This window comes from Nocardioides pollutisoli (assembly GCF_040045055.1).
GTDB classification, from domain to species: Bacteria; Actinomycetota; Actinomycetes; order Propionibacteriales; family Nocardioidaceae; genus Nocardioides; species Nocardioides tweenelious.
Window position 1 is genome coordinate 3400235 of the sequence record NZ_JBDZDU010000001.1, and the last position, 17360, is coordinate 3417594.

Sequence of the window (17360 nt, forward strand, 5' to 3'; positions counted from 1 at the left end):
GCGGCGCCTCACCCGAGGCGGGGGATAGGAGGTCGGAGCTCAGGCCACGGCGATGGCGCCGACGGCGTACGTCGTCGCGCTGGTGGCGGCGAACCCGAGCGCGAAGAACGCGGCCACGACCACCGTGCCGGCGGCTCGGCGCAGCCGGGAGGCGTCGTGGGGGAAGAGGACCCGTCGTACGGCGGCGCCCTGGACCCGGGCGACGTGCAGGACCTTGAGCGCCCACGGCCACTCGGTGGCGAGGACGCCCACCCCGATGCCCATCACGACCAGACCCGGTCCGGGCAGCACCAGCATCGCGATGCCCGCGACGATGACGACGACCCCTGCGATCGTCGCGCCGATCTTCATCACCAGGGACCGCACCGGGCCTCGGTGCGACCAGGTGTGCAGGCGACGCAGCTGCCCGAGCGTACGGGCGATGTGATCGGACAAGACGGCCTCCAGGTGTCGCTCGACGGTAGCGTCGGACGACCACCCGAGGACAATCCGGTCAGGGTCCTCTCAGGAAGAGTCCTAGGTCACGTCCATCCCACCCCGCGGGGTGGGATTGGCTCCCCGGCGCCGGGATACCGTGAGTACGTCGGGAACACAGTCCCGACTTCACCGCGTGCGGACTATCTGCTCGTTCTGAGCCCGTCGTCGCACGCATCAGTCTCTGGGGGGAGACAACCTATGCTCAAGCCTTCTCGAATCCTTGCTGCCCTGGCCCTGATGGCCGTCGCGGTCCTCGGTCTCGCCACGCCAGCCCAGGCCCATGACGCAGCGGGTACGGCGTCGTGTTCCGGCGCCGTCCTCGACGCCGGCAGCTACGACGGCTCGCTGGCCAACACCTACACGCTCAGCGTCGACCAGGACACCCGCACCGGGACGTTCGGTGCATCGGTGCACGTCACCGTCCCCGTGCCCCAGGACGGTGCTGTCCACAGCTGGTCCTTCACGGTTGCGGCCGCTGACGGCTCCTACCACTTCGCCGACTCGGGACAGGTCGGGCCGTGCGGCACGCCGCCGCCCACTGACGTCTGCACCGGACTGCCGGGCGACCAGCCGACCGGCACCACCTGCACCCCGCCCCCCAACCAGGTCACCTCGACCCACGTGACCGAGCTGGACTGCGCGAGCACCGAGCAGGTCACCACGACGACCACCACGACGACTGCGTTCGTCTTCGACCAGCCCACCCAGACCTGGGTCCCCGGAACTCCGGTGGAGACGCAGGCCGTGACGACCCAGGCCGTGAAGCCGGGCGACTGCAGCACCACCCCTCCGGTCGATCACTGCCCGGGTGTCAAGGGCGGCACGAACGGTCACCCGTGCGTCGCCAGCCACCACGAGACCCGCCCGCCGGTCGCCGTGAAGGCCGTTCCGAAGCAGGTCGCCTACCACGCGCCGGCGCTCGTGCTCCCCGAGACGGGTGCCCCGGCAGCGTCCGGCACCTCGGACTCCGCTCCGCGCCTTGCCGGCGCGGGTGCCCTGACCGGCGGCGTGCTGCTGCTGGCCGGCCTGATGTGGTTCAGGCGCCGAGCACTGTCGGTCTGACCCATCGAGCTCGCGCTGCGCCGAACAGCACCCCTGTTCGGCGCAGCGCGGCAACCACGCGACCCGTGAACGGAACACCATGACCACGCCCCGGGGCGTCCGCGCCCTGACCGCATGCCTGACCGCCGGCCTGGCGGTCGCACTCATCGTCACCGGAGCCGTCCTGCTGCTCGACGGCCCGGACGAGTCGGCCACCGCCGGTCCGGACGTCGCCGCCCAGCAGGCGCAGGCCGCTCTTGTCCAGGGCATCGAGCGCGATCTCGCTGACCCTGCGCCGTCGCCGACGTCGTTCGCCAGGACCCGGGCGCAGCTGCCGAAGCGTCGACCGCTCGCCTCCGGCGTGTGGAGCCTGGTCACCGTTCCTCGGCTCGGGCTGCGCGTCCCGGTGCGCGGGGGCACCGATGCGCAGGTCCTCGCCACCGGTCTGGGCCACTGGCAGAACGGGGTCGGGGTGGGACGGCGGGGCAACTTCGTGCTCGCCGGGCACCGGGTGACCCACACCGAACCGTTCGCAGCGTTCCCGACGCTCCGGTCGGGTGACCGCGTCCTGGTCCGGACCAGCAACGCCGTCTACACCTATGTCCTCGACACGCCGGGCACGGACCTCCGCGTCGACCAGCACGCGCTCTGGGTCACCGGTCCGCATCCGGCCGGGAGCCGGACCCGCCACGTCATCACCCTCATCACCTGCGCGGAGACCTTCCACACCGACGACCGCTCCGTCGTCTTCGGGCACCTCGTCAAGGTCCAGCCCACGAGGTGACGCCGGGGGCCGGTCACGGTCAGCGGGCTCGGCGTACCGCCGGCGCTGGTCGCACGAGGAGGGCCGGATCGATGGTGCGCAGGGTGTCGGGCTTGAACCCGTTCTCGACGCCCCAGACCGCCGCCTGAGCGCGGGTGGTGACCCCGATCTTGCGGTAGGCGGAGCGGATGTAGGTCTTCACGGTGTTGGCACTGAGGAAGGCGCGGGCCGCGATGTCCCCGTTGCTGAGCCCCTGGGTGATCAACGCCAGGATCTCGGCCTCGCGCGACGACAGGCCCACCGAGCTCCCCGGCCAGTCCCCGGCGCCGCCCACGCTGGTCTCGTGGTCACCGGTCAGGACGACGATCTCTCCCCGCATCACACGCTCGAGAGCAGCGACGATCTCGGGTCCGGTCAGCACCTTGGACAGGTAGCCCCGCGCGCCGGCCGTGACGGCTTCGTTGATCAGGCGCGGCTCGAGGTTCCAGCTGTAGATCACGACCTTGGCGCCGCTGTCACGGACGAAGTCCTCGATATCGAGGCCTTCGCCCTGGATCTGACCGAAGGTGTCGTAGAGCACGATGTCGACGTCGCTGACGACGGACGTCGAGGCCCCGGTCTCGACCAGGTCGATGTCATGGTCGGCGAGGAACGAGGCGACACCGGCGACGACGACGGCGTAGTCGTCGACGATCGCCAGCCGCAGGGGCCGTGTCATCCGAGTTCCATGGACCGACTCTAGGCGCTCGTTGCTCGAACGGTCAGCGGTAGTCGACGGCTCCGCAGGTGCAGCCGAGCTCCCGCACGTCGACGCCGTCCTCGAGAAGCACGGCCTGCAGCTGCCAGATGTGCTCGTGAGCACCGGCGATCATGATCGTCACCGAGCGGGTGTACCCAGCGTCGTCCGGGCGCATTCCTGTCGACCGAGCGTTTGGATTCCGGCCGGTGCGGGCACCGACTGATCTCGTACGTCAATCGGAGGGAATCTCATCATGCTGTGGACGATCCTGATCATTCTGGCCATCGTTGCTCTCGTGCTCTTCATCCTGGGCCGGGTCCGTGGGGGCCGCGGGGTCTGAGCACCGCACCAGGAACATCCCTGTCGGGAACCGACCCGGCGGGCAGCCTCAGCAGCCCAGCCACCACCTCAGGCTGGTCGAGCTGCACGTAGTGGTTGCCCGCGGGCACCCGCCAGTACGCCGCCGGCGTCGGCCGATCACGGAGCTGGGTCTCCCACACGTGGTCGGCCACGCGGGTCGGCGCGATCGTGTCGAGCCCGCCCCAGATCAGCGTGGTCGGCACGGTGCTTCTCCCCAGCGCCGCGAGCCACGCGCTCTCATGTGCCTTGCGCTCGTCGAGGTACTGGATCAGCCGGTGCTGCACCCGCATACCGCCCTGGTGGGCGAGCATGCCCTCGAGCGCCGCGACCTCGGCGGCATCGGGCATCGGCGTGCACGTCTTGCGCGCCAACCCCCGGGCGAAGACCCGGGCGGGCAGGAGCCGTGACACCACCGGCCCCGTCACCGGGTTGAGCAAGGCCTTCTGGATCCCGGTGAGCTGCGCGAGCGGTAGCCAGACGTTGCCGTTGAGGACCACCAGCCCGGTGACGGCGTACGGCGCTTCGTGCCGCTGGAGGTGGTCGAGCAGGGCCAGGCCGACGCTGTCGCCCCGGTCGTGGGTGACCAGCGTGAGCTCGTCGAGCGCGAACGTCGTCCGGACCAGCTCGTCGACGAGGCGCACGTCGTCGGCGATCGTGTAGCGGTGGTCGCGAGGCTTGTCGGACAGGCCGTAGCCGGGCAGGTCCACCAGGCAGAGGAAGAACTCGTCCTCCAGCAGGTCAGCCACACGGTGGAAGTCGTAGCTGCTGGTCGGGTAGCCGTGCACGAAGAGCAGCGCCGGCCTGCCGCGGTGGCCGCGTGTCTGCGTGTAGACCTCGAGCCCCTCCCACGTCGTACGACGTCCGCGCTCGGCCCACGCTCGCGTCAGCTCTGAGGACGTCACGGGGGACATCGTGGCGGGGATGCGGGTCGCGAGGAAGGGGTACCGGCCGGACATGACCACCAGAACCGTTGCCGAGCTGCTCGTGGACGCCCTCGCCGAGCACGGGGTCACCCAGGTCTGGGGCGTGGTGGGCGACGCGCTCAACCCGGTGACCGACGCCATCCACCACAGCGACCAGGTGACCTGGATGGGCGTGCGCCACGAGGAAGCAGGGGCGTTCGCCGCCGGTGCGCAGGCCCAGCTGACCGGACGCCTCGGCGTCTGCATGGGCACCGTCGGACCCGGCGCGATCCACCTGCTCAACGGCCTGTACGACGCGAAGAAGTCGCACGCGCCGGTGCTCGCGATCTGCGGCCAGGTGCCGCGCCCCGAGATCGGCAGCGACTTCTTCCAAGAGGTCGACAACGACGTGCTCTTCGCCGACGTGGCCGTCTTCAGCGCCACGGTGAGCAGTCCCGAGCAGCTGCCCGCGCTGATCGAGCAGGCGGGCAACGCCGCGCTCCAGCAGCGCGGCGTCGCCGTGATCACGCTGCCGGGTGACGTCGGCGACCTGGACCTGCCGAAGGACACCCCGGTCCCGCGCTTCGTCACTGACCACCCGCCGGTGCCGCCCCTTGCCGCGTCGGTCTCGGAGGCAGCGGCCGCGATCAACGCGGCCGGCCGGGTCACGATGCTGGTCGGGGCGGGCGCACGCGACGCCCGGGCCGAGGTGCTCGCCGTCGCCGACCGGTTGTCGGCCCCGATGATCCTCACCCTCAAGGGCAAGGAGGGGCTGGAGGACGACAACCCCTTCGAGGTCGGGCAGTCCGGCCTGCTGGGCAACCACGCGAGCGCGGTCGCCTTCGACGGCTGCGAGCTGCTGCTGATGGTCGGGACGGACTTCCCCTACAAGGAGTTCTACCCGTCCGGGAAGGTCGTCGTGCAGATCGACGCCGTGGGCGAGCACATCGGCCGGCGGCACCCGGTCGACCACGCCGTCGTCGGCGACGCCCGGGTGACGCTCGAGGCGCTGCTCCCGGTCCTCGAGGCGAAGACCGACACCTCGCTGCTCGACAAGGCGCGCTCGTCGTACGACGCCTGGCGCGAGCGCCAGCAGCACCTCACCGACCCCGACTACGAGCGCAAGCCGGTCGGCCTGCTCCGGCGCAAGGTCGACAACCCCGACGACCGGATCCGCCCGGAGCTGCTGGCGTCGGTCCTGGACCGCCAGGCCTCCGACGACGCGATCTTCACGACGGACACCGGGATGGCGACCACCTGGCTGGCGCGGTTCGTGCGGATGCGCGGCCGCCGACAGCTGCTCGGATCGTTCAACCTCGGTTCGATGGCCAACGCCATGCCGCAGGCGCTCGGCGCCCAGGCGCTCGACCGCGACCGCCAGGTGATCGCGTTCTGCGGTGACGGCGGCATCTCGATGCTGCTCGGGGACCTGATCACGGCGGTCACCCACGACCTGCCGGTCAAGCTCGTCGTCTTCGACAACGGCAGCCTCGGCATGGTGAAGCTCGAGATGGAGCAGGCCGGGCTGTCGCCCTACGGCACCCAGCTCGACAACCCGGACTTCGCCGCCGTCGCCGAGGCGATCGGGATGAAGGGGATCCGGGTCGAGGACCCGCACGACGTCGAGGACGCGGTGCTCCGGGCGTTGACGCACGACGGGCCGGTGCTGCTGGACGTGCTCACCAACCCGGACGAGATTGCGATCCCGCCGAAACCCACGCTGGAGCAGGGCTGGGGCTTCGCGATCGCGAAGTCCAAGGAGTTCCTGGAGTCGTCGCAGTGACGTCCGAGCTCATCGACTTCGGCAGCCTACGGATCGAGTTCGACGACCGGGTGCTGCGGCCCCGGGCGTGGACGGCCGACCAGTCACGGTGGGCGGCCGAGCTGCTCGCGACCGCTCCGACCGGTCCGGTGCTCGAGCTGTGCTCGGGAGCGGGTCAGATCGGCCTCCTCGCGGTCGCCGAGTCGGAACGGTCGTTGGTCTGCGTCGACCTGTCCCCGGTCGCCTGCGACTACGCCCGCCGCAACGCGGCCGCCGCCGGGATGGCAGACCGGGTCGAGGTCCGGGAGGGGTCGATGGACGCAGTCCTGCACGAGGACGAGCAGTTCGCGCTGGTCGTCGCGGACCCGCCGTGGGTACGCCGTGCCGAGGTCGGCCGCTTCCCCGAGGACCCGCTGCTCGCCATCGACGGTGGCGACGACGGGCTGGACGTGGCCCGGCTGTGCCTCGAGGTCGCGCGGGCGCACCTGCGTCCGGGCGGGACGGTCGTGCTGCAGATCGGCACGCTCGAGCAGGTCGAGGCCCTGGGCTCCGAGGCCGACGGCTTCACCGTCGCCGAGGTTCGCCAGGGCGAGCGTGGCGTGCTGGTCCGGCTGGACCTCAGCTAGGCCGCAGATGCGCGGGCAGCACCTTGTGGGTGCCGTCGCACCAGGGGAGCGACGCCGACTTGTCGCAGCGGCACACGGCGGTGACCGGCCGGGTCGTCTCGTGGCCGACGCCGTCGGCGTCCTCGACGACGTGCTTGCCGCGCAGCAGCAACGGCCCACCTGGGCAGGTGATCTGATCGGCGTGCTCGAACGCGCTCACGCGACGTCCCGCTCGTCGTCGGCCCAGCCCGCGAGCATCCGGCTCGCGGCGCGGTCCTCCAGGTCCAGGCAGGTGAACGCGCCGAACCACGCGTCCGCCTCGAGCTCCGGCTCGTCGTCGAGCAGCGCGCCGAGCACCGTGCGGACGGCGAGCTGCTCGTGGACGGCATCGGCCTCGACATGCTCGGCGTAGTACCCGACCAGCTCGTCGGGGAAGCCGAGGCGCTCCAGTCCCTGCACCATGCGCCTCGACGGCAGTGAGCTGGTGGCCTCGAAGGCCGCCAGGTGGCCGAGCGCCGCGGACCGGAGCCGGCGGTGCAGGCCGAAGAGCGTCATCGCGTTGTTCTGCTCGAGGATCTCCGTCGAGGCGTCGTCGACGTAGGCGCCGTACGCCGGGTCGAGACCGCTGGCCTCCATCCCGAGGGCGAAGAGGTGGTGGTGCAGCCGGTTGGGGTCGCCAGCGCCGTACTCGTCGTACTGGAGCTCCATCAGCGCCGCCTTGGCGCGGACGCCGAGCCGCGGCACCAGCCAGGCGGTCGGGTCGGACTCCATCAGGTGGTAGAGCGAGCGCTCCCGGAGCATCCCGAGCACCTGCTCGCGGGTCGCGTCGCGGTGGACGTGCGTCGCGAGCGACGCGCCGTCGTGCTCGGCGACCCAGTCGAAGAAGTCGTCGACCAGGGTGAGGCCGGTCGGCGGAGTGAACCGCTCCCGGAGACGTCGCTCGAGGTCCTGCTCCAGCTCCACGCGCAGTCGGAGCAGCTGCGGGTCCCACTCGAGCTCGTCGGCCACGCCGTCGAACCCGCGGTAGTGCAGCTGGTGCAGGATCCACAACGACAGGGTGCGGTCGTCCCAGGAGGCGCTGGCCGGACCCACCGGCACCGGTACGTCGCTCGACCGCAGGCAGGCGCTCAACGTCTCGCTCAGGGGTCCGCGAGGGGTGGGCAGCTTCATGGGTGTCACGTACCCGCGGGGCGCGAACCCACCCTCACCCTTCCGGGGGACCCGGGACCCAGTCGAGTGCGAGCAGGTCGCTGGGGAGCTCCGCGACCCGGAGCGCACCGGCATCGACGAGCTCGGCGCGGCCGAAGCCGCCCGAGCGCAGGGCGACGCAACCGAGGTCTGCGCGGAGGGCAGCCTCCACGTCGTAGACCGTGTCGCCCACGAAGATCGCGGCCTCGGCCCCGTCGAGGCGTCGGAGCGTCTCCTCGATGAGATCCGGTTCTGGCTTGGAACCCTCGACGTCGTCACTCGTGACGAGGGCGGAGACGTCCTCGCCGATGCCGAGCAGGTCGATCGCCTCCTGGGCGAACTGCGGGTCGCCGGAGGATGCGAGCGCGACCACGAAGCCTTCGCGAGCGAGCCGGTGCACCAGGTCCGCGGCTCCGGGCAGCGCCCGCACCTCTGCCCGCAGGTCGAGGTACTCCTCGCGCCACGCGTCGCGCAGGTCGTCGCCGTGCCGCTCCTCGGTCTCGTCGTCGGCGACCTCGGCGACCAACCGGTCGCCGCCCATCCCGATCGTCCGGTGGATGCGCCACAGCGGCGGCGCCTCGGTGATCCGGGCGAAGGCGCGGTGCCAGGCGACGGCGTGGTGGTAGGTCGAGTCGACCAAGGTCCCGTCGATGTCGAAGAGGACGGCGGACGTCACGGCGCAGCGGCCCGCAGCTTCTCGAGCAGCGGCTCGGCCGCCTCGGCGAGGAAGCGGTCCTGGCCGTCGTCGCCGATCTGCACGAGTGCGACGTCGGTGAAGCCGGCCTCCCAGTACGCCGAGACCGCCTCGACGACGGCGTCCAGGTCGGGTCCGCACGGGATGGACTCGGCCACGTCCTCGGGCCGGACGAACTGGGTTGCGCCCGCGAAGCCGGCCGGGGTCGGCAGGTCGGCGTTGACGGACCAGCCGCCACCGAACCAGCGGAACTGCTCGTGCGCCTTCTTCACGGCCGTGTCGCGGTCGGGGTCCCAGCAGATCGGGATCTGGCCGATGGCGCGCGCCTCCTTGCCGATCTGCGGCGCGCCGTCGACGGCGTTCCACTCCTCGACCAACGACGACTTCGGCTCGACCCCGACCAGGTGGTCTGCGAGGGCGGCGAAGGTCGCGATGGCGCGCTCGCCCGCTACCGCGATCGCGAGGTCGACGCCCTCGTCCGGGAGGTCCCAGATCCGCGCCGAGTCGACCTGGAAGAACTCACCGCGGTGGTCGACGAGCTCACCGGTGTGCAGCGCGCGGATGATCTCGACGGCCTCGGCGAGCATGTCCTGCCGGTCCTGGATGGCCGGCCAGCCCTCGCCGACGACGTGCTCGTTGAGGTTCTCGCCGCTGCCGAGGCCGAGGGTGAAGCGGCCCTCGGCGAGGATCTGGAGGGTCGCAGCCTGCTGAGCCACGATCGCCGGGTGGTAGCGCAGCGTCGGGCAGGTCACGTAGGTCATCAGCCCGACCCGCTCGGTCGCCTGGGCGACTGCGCCCAGCGTCGTCCAGGCGTGCGGCGCGTGGCCCTGCTCGGTCAGCCAGGGCGAGTAGTGGTCGCTCATGACCTCGAAGTCGAAGCCGTGGTCCTCGGCGGCCACGGCGTACTCGACCAGCTCGCGCGGGCCGCTCTGCTCGGTCATCAAGGTGTAGCCGAATCGCGTCATGCGGGAGACGTACCCACGCGCGGCGATCGCATCCGCGGTTCGGGTGGAGCTAGGCGCCGAGCCGGTTGAGCACCGCGACCATGGTGTCCTCGGTGTCGCTGCCGACCTTCTCGAACACGAGCTTCACGAACGGGGCGGCCAGCTTCGCGGCGCCGTTCATCTCGATGACGGCCTCGTAGGTGACCTCGCTGCCGTCGGCATGCGGCTCGACGGTGATCGTGTCGGTCGACGTGGCGGTCTTGTTGGTGCCGACGAAGACGACGCGTCGGTCGGTCAGCTCGACGAGCTCGTAGGTGAGCTCGGTCGAGATGCCGGCGATCTTGGACTCGTTGTGCCAACGGCTGCCCACGTGGATCGGGCCGTCGTCGATGCGGGTGCACTTCTCGGTGCCGGGGTCCCACTCCTCGGTGCGGCTGAAGTCCTGGAGGTAGTCGAGGACGACTGCGGGAGGCGGTGAGACGACGAAGGTCCTGCTGACGGTGGTCATGCCTCCACAGTGCCCCGCACCCCAAGGGGTGAGACCGGCTGCATCGGTCACCGTTGTGTCAGCACGGCGACAGAAGTCGTCCGGCCGGGACCGTACTGTCAGGACCCGAAGGGGTGAAAGCACCGAACTCCGCAGTGCCGCGGAGCCACTTCACCTAGCGTGTCAGTGCGCAAACTCGGGGGCCGTGGGGGCTGTCGGGCATCCGTCCGTTCGTGAGAAGAGCTTGCCGTGCCCGGTCCGTCGTTCCGCTCCTTCCTGCCTGCCGTCGTCGTGGGCAGCCTCCTGACGCTGACCCCGGTCGCGCTCGCTGCTCCGGCGCACGCCGCCGGCTACACGCAGTACCGGCCGACCTGCGACACGTCGACGTACGGCGTGCCCGCGGGTGTCACCCTCCTCAACGTCACGGTGTACGGCGAGCCGGGCAACGCCGGGACCCCCGGCGCCTACTCGGCCGGTGCCGGCGGGCGCGGCGGCAAGGTCGAGGTGACGCTCCCGGTGACGCCGGGCCAGGTGCTGTGGGCGGCGCCGAACTCCAAGATCATGCGCGGCGGCGGCGAGTACAGCTACGGCATCGGCGGCAACGGCTCGCTGGTCACGAACATCGACCCTGCTCCCTACTGTGCGACCGGCACGACGCTGCCGAAGGACGCGATCCTGGTCGCTGCCGGTGGTGGTGGCGGTGGCGCGGACGGTGACACCGGCACCGGAGGCAGCGGCGGCGACGCCGGCGCCTACGGCGGCAACGGCGGTCACAACGACAAGAAGGACGGCGCCGGCGGTGCGCCCGGCTCGCAGACCGCGGGCGGGGGTGGCGGCAACAACGGCTCCTACCCCTTCGCCAGGTCGGGCCAGGTCGGTCAGCAGGGCAGCTACCTCCTCGGCGGCCACGGCGGCTACGACGGCGGCTTCGACAGCGCCTACCCGGGGGCGGCGCCCGTCACCCAGATGAACGCCGGAGGCGGGGGCGGCGGCTTCTACGGCGGCGGTGGTGGCGGTGGCGCGGCCGCAGGTGCTGCGGCCGGTGGCGGTGGCGGTGGCTCCAACTACGTGTCGTCGATCGTGCCGACCACCGCGCCGACCGAGATCGCCCAGGCCGGCGTGCGCTTCAACGGCGCGGCGTCCGACCGGGTCGAGCCCCGCGTCGACTTCGTCCCTGTCTACACCAGCAGGACCTCGGCGATCAGGACTCCGCTCAACCCGATCCACGAGGGCAACCCGGTGAGCCTCAGCGTCACGGTCACCAGGAACGACGGCGGCTTCCCGCAGGGGGGCACGGTCGAGTTCCTCGACGGCGACAAGGCCATCGCCACCGGTCAGGTCGACGCCAGCACCGGTGTCGCGTCCGTGAGCGTCTCGAACCTGTCCGCGGGCACCCACCTGATCCAGGCCCGCTTCCTCGGCGCCAAGCTGTGGATGCAGCAGGTCGAGACGAGCTGGGCCGAGAACCCGAACAACCAGCCGCTCCGGTTGGTGATCGACCCGGCCTTCCGGCCGGTCGCCCCGGTGGTGACGAAGGACCCGGTGGGGTCGCCCAAGCTCTACAGCTCCAGCGGTCACTTCGACGCCGAGGCGACCGGCAACCCGACGCCGGCGGCGCAGTGGCAGCAGTCGCCGAACGCCGGACGCAACTGGGTCGACATCCCGGGCGCGACCGACCGCCAGCTGGTCACTCCCGGCGCCGTCGCGAAGAACGGCTACCTCTACCGCGCGGTCTTCACCAACGGGACCGGCATCGCTATCACGAAGCCGGCCATGATGACCGTCCTCAAGGAGCCGATGCCCGTCGTCCCGGTCGACGCGTCGATGTACCCGGGTTCCGAGGTGCCGGCGCTCACCGCGACGTATCCCTTCACGCACCCGCCGTTCGGGCGCTCGGTCAGGGAAGAGGTCACGAAGGCGCCGAAGTGCACCACCACCGCGACGTCGCAGAGCCCGGTCGGCACCTACCCGATCACCTGCTCCGGCGGGGTGATGCCCAACTACGACCCCGACTACCGCACCGGCACCCTCACGATCGCCGCCCACAGCCACGCGACGTCGTTCACCGTCCCGCATGCCGCCCACGGGTGGTACCGCGGCGACTGGATCCACCTGACGGCGCGCGGCGGGGAGGCCGACAACCCGGTCGAGTTCTCCATCGACCACGGCACGCCGGCCGGACTGTGCGAGGTGCACGGCTCGATGCTGGTGCTGACGGCCAACCTGACCCACACGGACGACTGCCTGGTCACCGCCAAGCAGCCGGGTGTCTCCCACGCGCCCCCGGTCACCCGCGCCGTCCGCATCAACGTGCCGCACCGCAACGCGATGCTCCTGGCCCCGGCCACCGGCGCGGTCGGGGAGACCGCGGCGCTGACCGCTCACGGCTACCGCCTGGTCGGCGAGACGTCCACGCAGACCGCGGACGTCGAGGTCACGCGCCGTCACCACGACAGTGCGGTCTGCACCGTGTCGAAGGTCGACGGGGTCGTGCTCGTGCACTACCTGGCCGTGGGCCACTGCACGGTGCACGCCCAGCAGCCGCACCAGGACGGACGGGCCGGAGGCACGTCGGAGACCATCGCTGTCCACCTCCCGAAGGAGCAGACCATCACCTTCGGCACGGCGTTCCCGAGCGCTCCCCAGGCGGGCACGACCCTGACGGTCACCGCCACCGGCACGGGTTCGGCGACGCCGGTGGTCGTCGGCTCGGAGACCACGGACATCTGCTCGTTCAAGGGGAGCACGCTCTACCTCCTCAAGCGCGGCACCTGTGTCGTCGCCGCGACGAAGGCCGGGGGAGGCGGCTACGCCGCCACCGTCCTGCGACAGACCATCACGGTCGCCGTCAACGACCGGATCGTGTTCTTCCCGCCGGAGTCGGGACGGGCGGGCCAGGTGATCACGCTGACAGCGACGAAGGTGCCCTTTGGTCGCCCGCCGGTGAGCTTCTCCTCCAAGACCACCGGGATCTGCACCGTGTCCGGGGCGGCGTTGACGCTCCGCACGGCGGGCGCGTGCATCGTCGTCGCGACCCAGCCCTACGCGGGGGAGTTCCCCGGCTCGCGGGTGGAGCGGACGATCACGGTCACTCCCTGACCCGATCCGGTGTGGGTTGGGCCCACCGGGGCAGAGTGTCCGGGTGAGCGACGATCCGAGTGAATGGCTGCTGACCAAGGCGCAGCGGGGCAACCACAGCACCCGCCTCGACGACGGCCACCCGGGGGACCACGCCTGGTCGGACGGCAACCTGGTGCGGCCACTGGTCCACGGCGCGACCTACTTCGCCGAGCTCTACGAGCGGATCGAGGCGACCCGGGCCGGCGACCTGGTGTTCTTCACCGACTGGCAGGGCGACGCCGACGAGCAGCTGATCGGCGAGCCGGGCAGCGAGGTGTCCGAGGTGCTCGGCCGCGCGGACGAACGCGGGGTCGACGTACGCGGTCTCGTCTGGCGGTCCCACACCAGCGCGATCGGCTTCACGGCGGACGAGAACCTCCGGCTCGGGCGGGCGCTCCAGAAGCGTGGGGTCGAGGCGATCCTCGACATGCGGGTGCGCACCGGTGGCTCCCACCACCAGAAGATGGTCGTGATCCGGCACCGCGACGACCCGACCCGCGACATCGCCTACGTCGGCGGCATCGACCTCTGCCACGCGCGCCGCGACGACGCCGACCACGGCGGGGACCCTCAGGCGCAGCTGCTGACCGAGGAGTACGGCGACAACCCGCCGTGGCACGACATCCAGGCCGCCATCAGCGGCCCGGCCGTCCACGACGTCGAGACCGTCTTCCGCGAGCGCTGGGAGGACCCGACCACGCTCAGCCAGAGCCCGGTCATCCTGCTCCGCGACCGGCTTCGCGGGCTGGACACGACGCCGGACCCGTTGCCCGAGCAGGCACCGCCTCCGCCACCCGTCGACGGTGGCACCCATCACGTCCAGCTCCTGCGCACCTATCCCGACCTGCGCCGGGGCCGCGACTACGCCTTCGCCCAGGGAGGCGAGCGCAGCGTGGCGCGCGGCTACACGAAGGCTGTCGAGAGGGCGCGGCACCTGGTCTACGTCGAGGACCAGTACCTCTGGGGAGCCCACGTCGGCAGCGTGTTCGCCGAGGCGCTGCGGACCCATCCCGACCTGCACGTCATCGCCGTCGTGCCGCTGCACCCCGATGTCCCGGGCTTCAGCCGGACCGCCGAGCTCGTCGGTCGGCGCCGCGCCATGATCGAGCTGGCCCGGACCGCTCCGGACCGGGTCGCCGTCTACGGGATCGAGAACCACGAGGGCACCCCGGTCTACGTGCACGCCAAGACCTGCATGGTCGACGACACGTGGGCGACGATCGGCTCGGACAACTTCAACCGCCGCTCGTGGACCCACGACTCCGAGCTCTCCGCGGTCGTCGTCGACAGCGCCGGCGACTACGCGCGCACGCTCCGGTTGCGGCTCGCGGCCGAGCACCTCGACCGCGACGCTGACGACCCGATGACCGACTGCATCGACGCCGCCGGGATGTTCGCGGCGTACGCCGACGCGGCGGCGGGCCTGGACGGTTGGTACGCCGGAGGCCAGGTGGGTCCTCGTCCGCCCGGCCGCCTGCGGCGGCTCGCCCCGCCCGAGGTCGGGCGCTTCGCGCGTGCGCTGGCCACCCCGGCGTACCTCTTCCTGCACGACCCGGACGGCCGGCCACGATCACTCCGCAAGCGCGACGCGTTCTGACCGGCTGGGGTCAGCCTGTCGTCTCCACGTCGTCCTTGCCGGGGTGGCGGTCCTGACGCTCCTCGTTGGTGACGGCGTTCGGACCGGTGGGACCTTCGTCGGTCTTCCCGCTCTCGCCCTCGGGCGCACCCGCGACCGAGTCCTCGGGGGAGATCTCCTCGCCCGGCTTCTTGAAGCTCGCCACCTCGGAGACCTGTCCGTCGGTGTCTGATCCGGGCTTCGGCTGGGACGTGCTGGGAGAGGTCATGAGCCAGCGGTACCCACGTCGCCGTCGTTCAGCCGCAGGCGGCGCGCGAGGTACGGCGCGGTCGCGCTGCCCTCGGCCGACGCCACGGTGGCGGGCGTGCCGGTCGCGACCACCTGGCCACCCGCGTCGCCGCCGCCGGGGCCGAGGTCGATGACCCAGTCGGCGGTGGCGATCGCGTCGAGGTCGTGCTCGACCAGCACGACGGTGTTGCCGGCGTCGACCAAGCGGTGCAGCTGGCGCAGGAGCAAGGCCGTGTCGGCCGGGTGCAGGCCGGAGGTCGGCTCGTCCAGGAGGTAGAGGGTGTGGCCGCGGCGGGCGCGCTGGAGCTCGGTCGCGAGCTTGATGCGCTGCGCCTCCCCGCCGCTGAGCTCGGTCGCCGGCTGGCCCAGCCGCAGGTAGCCGAGTCCGACGTCGCGCAGGGTCTCGAGGCTGCGGGACGCGGACGGCGCGTCCGCGAGGAACGTCGCGGCGTCGTCGACCGACATCGCGAGCACCTCGGCGACGTTCTTGCCGCGGTAGGTGACCTCGAGGGTCTCGGCGTTGTAGCGCGAGCCGTGGCAGGTCGGGCACGGCGCGTAGGTGCCGGGCAGGAAGAGCAGCTCGACGGCCACGAAGCCCTCGCCCTGGCAGGTCTCGCAGCGACCCTCCGCGACGTTGAAGGAGAAGCGCCCGGCGTCGTAGCCGCGGGCCATCGCCTCGTCGGTGGCGGCGTACAGCTTGCGGACGGCGTCGAACATCCCGGTGTACGTCGCGAGGTTGGAGCGCGGCGTCCGCCCGATCGGCCGCTGGTCGACGAGCACCAGCCGGTCGAAGGACTCCAGGGCGGTCGGGTCCTCGGCGAGCACCTGGCTGACCAGGGTCGACTTGCCGGAGCCGGACACCCCGGTGACCGCGGTCAGGACGCAGAGCGGGATGTCGACCGACACGTCCTGCAGGTTGTGGCGGGACACCCCGCGCAGCTCGACCCAGCCCTGCGGGGTGCGCACGTCGTGCTCCAGCCGCTCCGCGCGGCCGAAGAGGTAGGCGCTGGTGGCCGACTCGGTGACCTCCTCGAGGCCCGCGACGGGGCCGCTGTAGAGGACGCGGCCACCGGCCTCGCCGGCGCCCGGACCGATGTCGACGACCCAGTCCGCGCGTCGTACGACGTCGAGGTCGTGCTCGACCACGAACAGCGAGTTGCCGGACGCCTTCAGACGGTCCAGCACGTCGAGCAGCGGCTCGGCGTCGGCCGGGTGCAGGCCCGCCGACGGCTCGTCGAGCACGTAGGCCACCCCGAAGAGGCCGGAGCGCAGCTGGGTCGCGATGCGCAGCCGCTGCGCCTCGCCGGGTGAGAGCGTGGTCGAGCTCCGACCGAGGCTGAGGTAGCCCAGGCCCAGGTCGAGGAGGACCTCGACCCGCGCGACCAGGTCGGCGCAGATCCGCACCGCGACCTCGTTGGTCTCCTCGGGCAGCTCCGCGACCGGTCGCAGCACCGTGACGACCTCGGTGAAGGGCAGGGCGTTGATCTCGGCGATCGAGTGACCGGCGACGGTGACCGCGAGGGCCTCCGGTCGCAGACCGCTGCCGTGGCACTCGGGGCACGGCGCGTCCTCGACGAACCGCAGGGCCCGCTCGCGCATCCGCTCGCTCTTGGAGTCCGACAGGACGTGCATGACGTGCTTGCGCGCGCTCCAGAACTTCCCGTAGTAGCCGTAGTCGATGCGGTCGCGCTCCGGCTTGATGAGCACGGACGGCTGCTCGTCGGTGAAGAGCAGCCAGTCACGGTCCTTCTTCTTGAGCTTGCTCCAGGGCTTCTCGATGTCGATCCCGAGCCCCGTGACGATGCTGCGCAGGTTGGCGCCCTGCCACGCCCCGGGCCACGCCGCGATCGCGCCGTCGCGGATGCTCAGCGAGCGGTCGGGGACCAGCAGCTCCTCGGTGACGTCGTGGACCACGCCCAGGCCGTGACACCGCGGGCACGCGCCGGCGACGGTGTTGGGGGAGAATGCCTCGGCGGCCAGGTGCTCCGCGCCCGCCGGGTAGTCACCGGCCCGCGAGTAGAGGATCCGCAGCAGGTTGGACAGCGTGGTGATCGTGCCGACCGACGAGCGCGAGGTCGGCGCTCCTCGGCGCTGCTGGAGGGCCACCGCAGGCGGCAGCCCGGTGATCTCCCGGACGTGCGGCGCACCGACCTGCTGGAGGAGTCGACGTGCGTACGGCGCGACCGACTCGAAGTAGCGGCGCTGCGCCTCGGCGTACAACGTGCCGAAGGCGAGGGACGACTTCCCGGACCCGGACACCCCGGTGAACGCGACCATCGCGTCGCGGGGGATGTCGACGTCGACGTTGCGGAGATTGTGCTCACTGGCGCCGCGCACGTGCACGAAGTGGTCGGTCGGGTCGATGGTCACTGCCTCCCTGTACCCGTTCGGACCGCCGGGCACCGACGGTGTGA

At 71.5% G+C, this 17360-nt stretch carries 16 protein-coding genes; 6 read left to right on the plus strand and 10 right to left on the minus strand.

The features are described from left to right. Positions 1–39: 39 nt before the first annotated feature. Positions 40–435, minus strand: a complete 396-nt coding sequence (locus tag ABLE68_RS16730) for a PGPGW domain-containing protein (RefSeq protein WP_348872880.1) — start codon at positions 433–435, stop codon at positions 40–42. A gap of 279 nt (positions 436–714) precedes the next feature. Here ABLE68_RS16730 and ABLE68_RS16735 point away from each other — a divergent pair, with 279 nt between their 5' ends. Together ABLE68_RS16735 and ABLE68_RS16740 are read left to right on the plus strand one after the other, a co-directional pair. Continuing rightward, complete coding sequence (locus ABLE68_RS16735) at positions 715–1539, plus strand: hypothetical protein (protein ID WP_348872881.1); 825 nt, start codon at positions 715–717, stop codon at positions 1537–1539. 79 nt (positions 1540–1618) lie between these two features. After that, positions 1619–2302: a class E sortase gene (locus ABLE68_RS16740; RefSeq protein WP_348872883.1), complete on the plus strand. Its 684-nt coding sequence runs from the start codon at positions 1619–1621 to the stop codon at positions 2300–2302. Between the two features lie 19 nt (positions 2303–2321). Here the strand turns inward: ABLE68_RS16740 and ABLE68_RS16745 are convergent, their stop codons facing one another. Further along, complete coding sequence (locus ABLE68_RS16745) at positions 2322–2999, minus strand: LuxR C-terminal-related transcriptional regulator (RefSeq protein ID WP_348872884.1); 678 nt, start codon at positions 2997–2999, stop codon at positions 2322–2324. Positions 3000–3322: 323 nt separating this feature from the next. Continuing rightward, positions 3323–4282, minus strand: a complete 960-nt coding sequence (locus tag ABLE68_RS16750; RefSeq protein ID WP_348872885.1) for an alpha/beta fold hydrolase — start codon at positions 4280–4282, stop codon at positions 3323–3325. A 52-nt stretch (positions 4283–4334) separates the two neighbouring features. Here ABLE68_RS16750 and ABLE68_RS16755 point away from each other — a divergent pair, with 52 nt between their 5' ends. Next, complete coding sequence (locus ABLE68_RS16755) at positions 4335–6065, plus strand: thiamine pyrophosphate-dependent enzyme (RefSeq protein WP_348872886.1); 1731 nt, start codon at positions 4335–4337, stop codon at positions 6063–6065. Next, the gene (locus tag ABLE68_RS16760; protein ID WP_348872887.1) at positions 6062–6670 is read left to right on the plus strand and encodes a methyltransferase domain-containing protein; all 609 of its coding nucleotides are present in this window, start codon (positions 6062–6064) and stop codon (positions 6668–6670) included. The genes ABLE68_RS16755 and ABLE68_RS16760 overlap by 4 nt, the downstream gene beginning before the upstream one ends. Here ABLE68_RS16760 and ABLE68_RS16765 read toward each other — a convergent pair. Genes ABLE68_RS16765 through ABLE68_RS16785 form a run of 5 tightly spaced genes read right to left on the minus strand, consistent with a single transcriptional unit; the run spans position 6663 to position 9983 of the window. Next, the gene (locus tag ABLE68_RS16765) at positions 6663–6869 is read right to left on the minus strand and encodes a CDGSH iron-sulfur domain-containing protein (RefSeq protein ID WP_348872888.1); all 207 of its coding nucleotides are present in this window, start codon (positions 6867–6869) and stop codon (positions 6663–6665) included. The genes ABLE68_RS16760 and ABLE68_RS16765 overlap by 8 nt on opposite strands. Next, complete coding sequence (locus tag ABLE68_RS16770; protein WP_348872890.1) at positions 6866–7819, minus strand: iron-containing redox enzyme family protein; 954 nt, start codon at positions 7817–7819, stop codon at positions 6866–6868. The genes ABLE68_RS16765 and ABLE68_RS16770 overlap by 4 nt, the downstream gene beginning before the upstream one ends. A 34-nt stretch (positions 7820–7853) precedes the next feature. Then, complete coding sequence (locus ABLE68_RS16775) at positions 7854–8513, minus strand: HAD family hydrolase (RefSeq protein ID WP_348872891.1); 660 nt, start codon at positions 8511–8513, stop codon at positions 7854–7856. Next, entirely contained in the window at positions 8510–9496 is a 987-nt protein-coding gene (locus tag ABLE68_RS16780; RefSeq protein ID WP_348872892.1) for an LLM class F420-dependent oxidoreductase, read from the minus strand. The genes ABLE68_RS16775 and ABLE68_RS16780 overlap by 4 nt, the downstream gene beginning before the upstream one ends. A 49-nt stretch (positions 9497–9545) precedes the next feature. Continuing rightward, on the minus strand, positions 9546–9983 hold the full coding sequence (locus ABLE68_RS16785) for an SRPBCC family protein (RefSeq protein WP_348872893.1): 438 nt from the start codon (positions 9981–9983) through the stop codon (positions 9546–9548). 228 nt (positions 9984–10211) lie between these two features. Here ABLE68_RS16785 and ABLE68_RS16790 point away from each other — a divergent pair, with 228 nt between their 5' ends. Both ABLE68_RS16790 and ABLE68_RS16795 read left to right on the plus strand, forming a co-directional pair. Then, on the plus strand, positions 10212–13061 hold the full coding sequence (locus ABLE68_RS16790) for an Ig-like domain repeat protein (protein ID WP_348872894.1): 2850 nt from the start codon (positions 10212–10214) through the stop codon (positions 13059–13061). Positions 13062–13104: 43 nt separating this feature from the next. Next, positions 13105–14679 (plus strand): phospholipase D family protein, encoded by a 1575-nt coding sequence (locus ABLE68_RS16795; RefSeq protein WP_348872895.1) that lies wholly within the window; start codon positions 13105–13107, stop codon positions 14677–14679. A 10-nt stretch (positions 14680–14689) separates the two neighbouring features. Here the strand turns inward: ABLE68_RS16795 and ABLE68_RS16800 are convergent, their stop codons facing one another. Next, entirely contained in the window at positions 14690–14926 is a 237-nt protein-coding gene (locus tag ABLE68_RS16800; protein ID WP_348872897.1) for a hypothetical protein, read from the minus strand. Then, the gene (uvrA, locus tag ABLE68_RS16805; protein ID WP_348872898.1) at positions 14923–17316 is read right to left on the minus strand and encodes an excinuclease ABC subunit UvrA; all 2394 of its coding nucleotides are present in this window, start codon (positions 17314–17316) and stop codon (positions 14923–14925) included. The genes ABLE68_RS16800 and uvrA overlap by 4 nt, the downstream gene beginning before the upstream one ends. Positions 17317–17360: the final 44 nt, after the last annotated feature.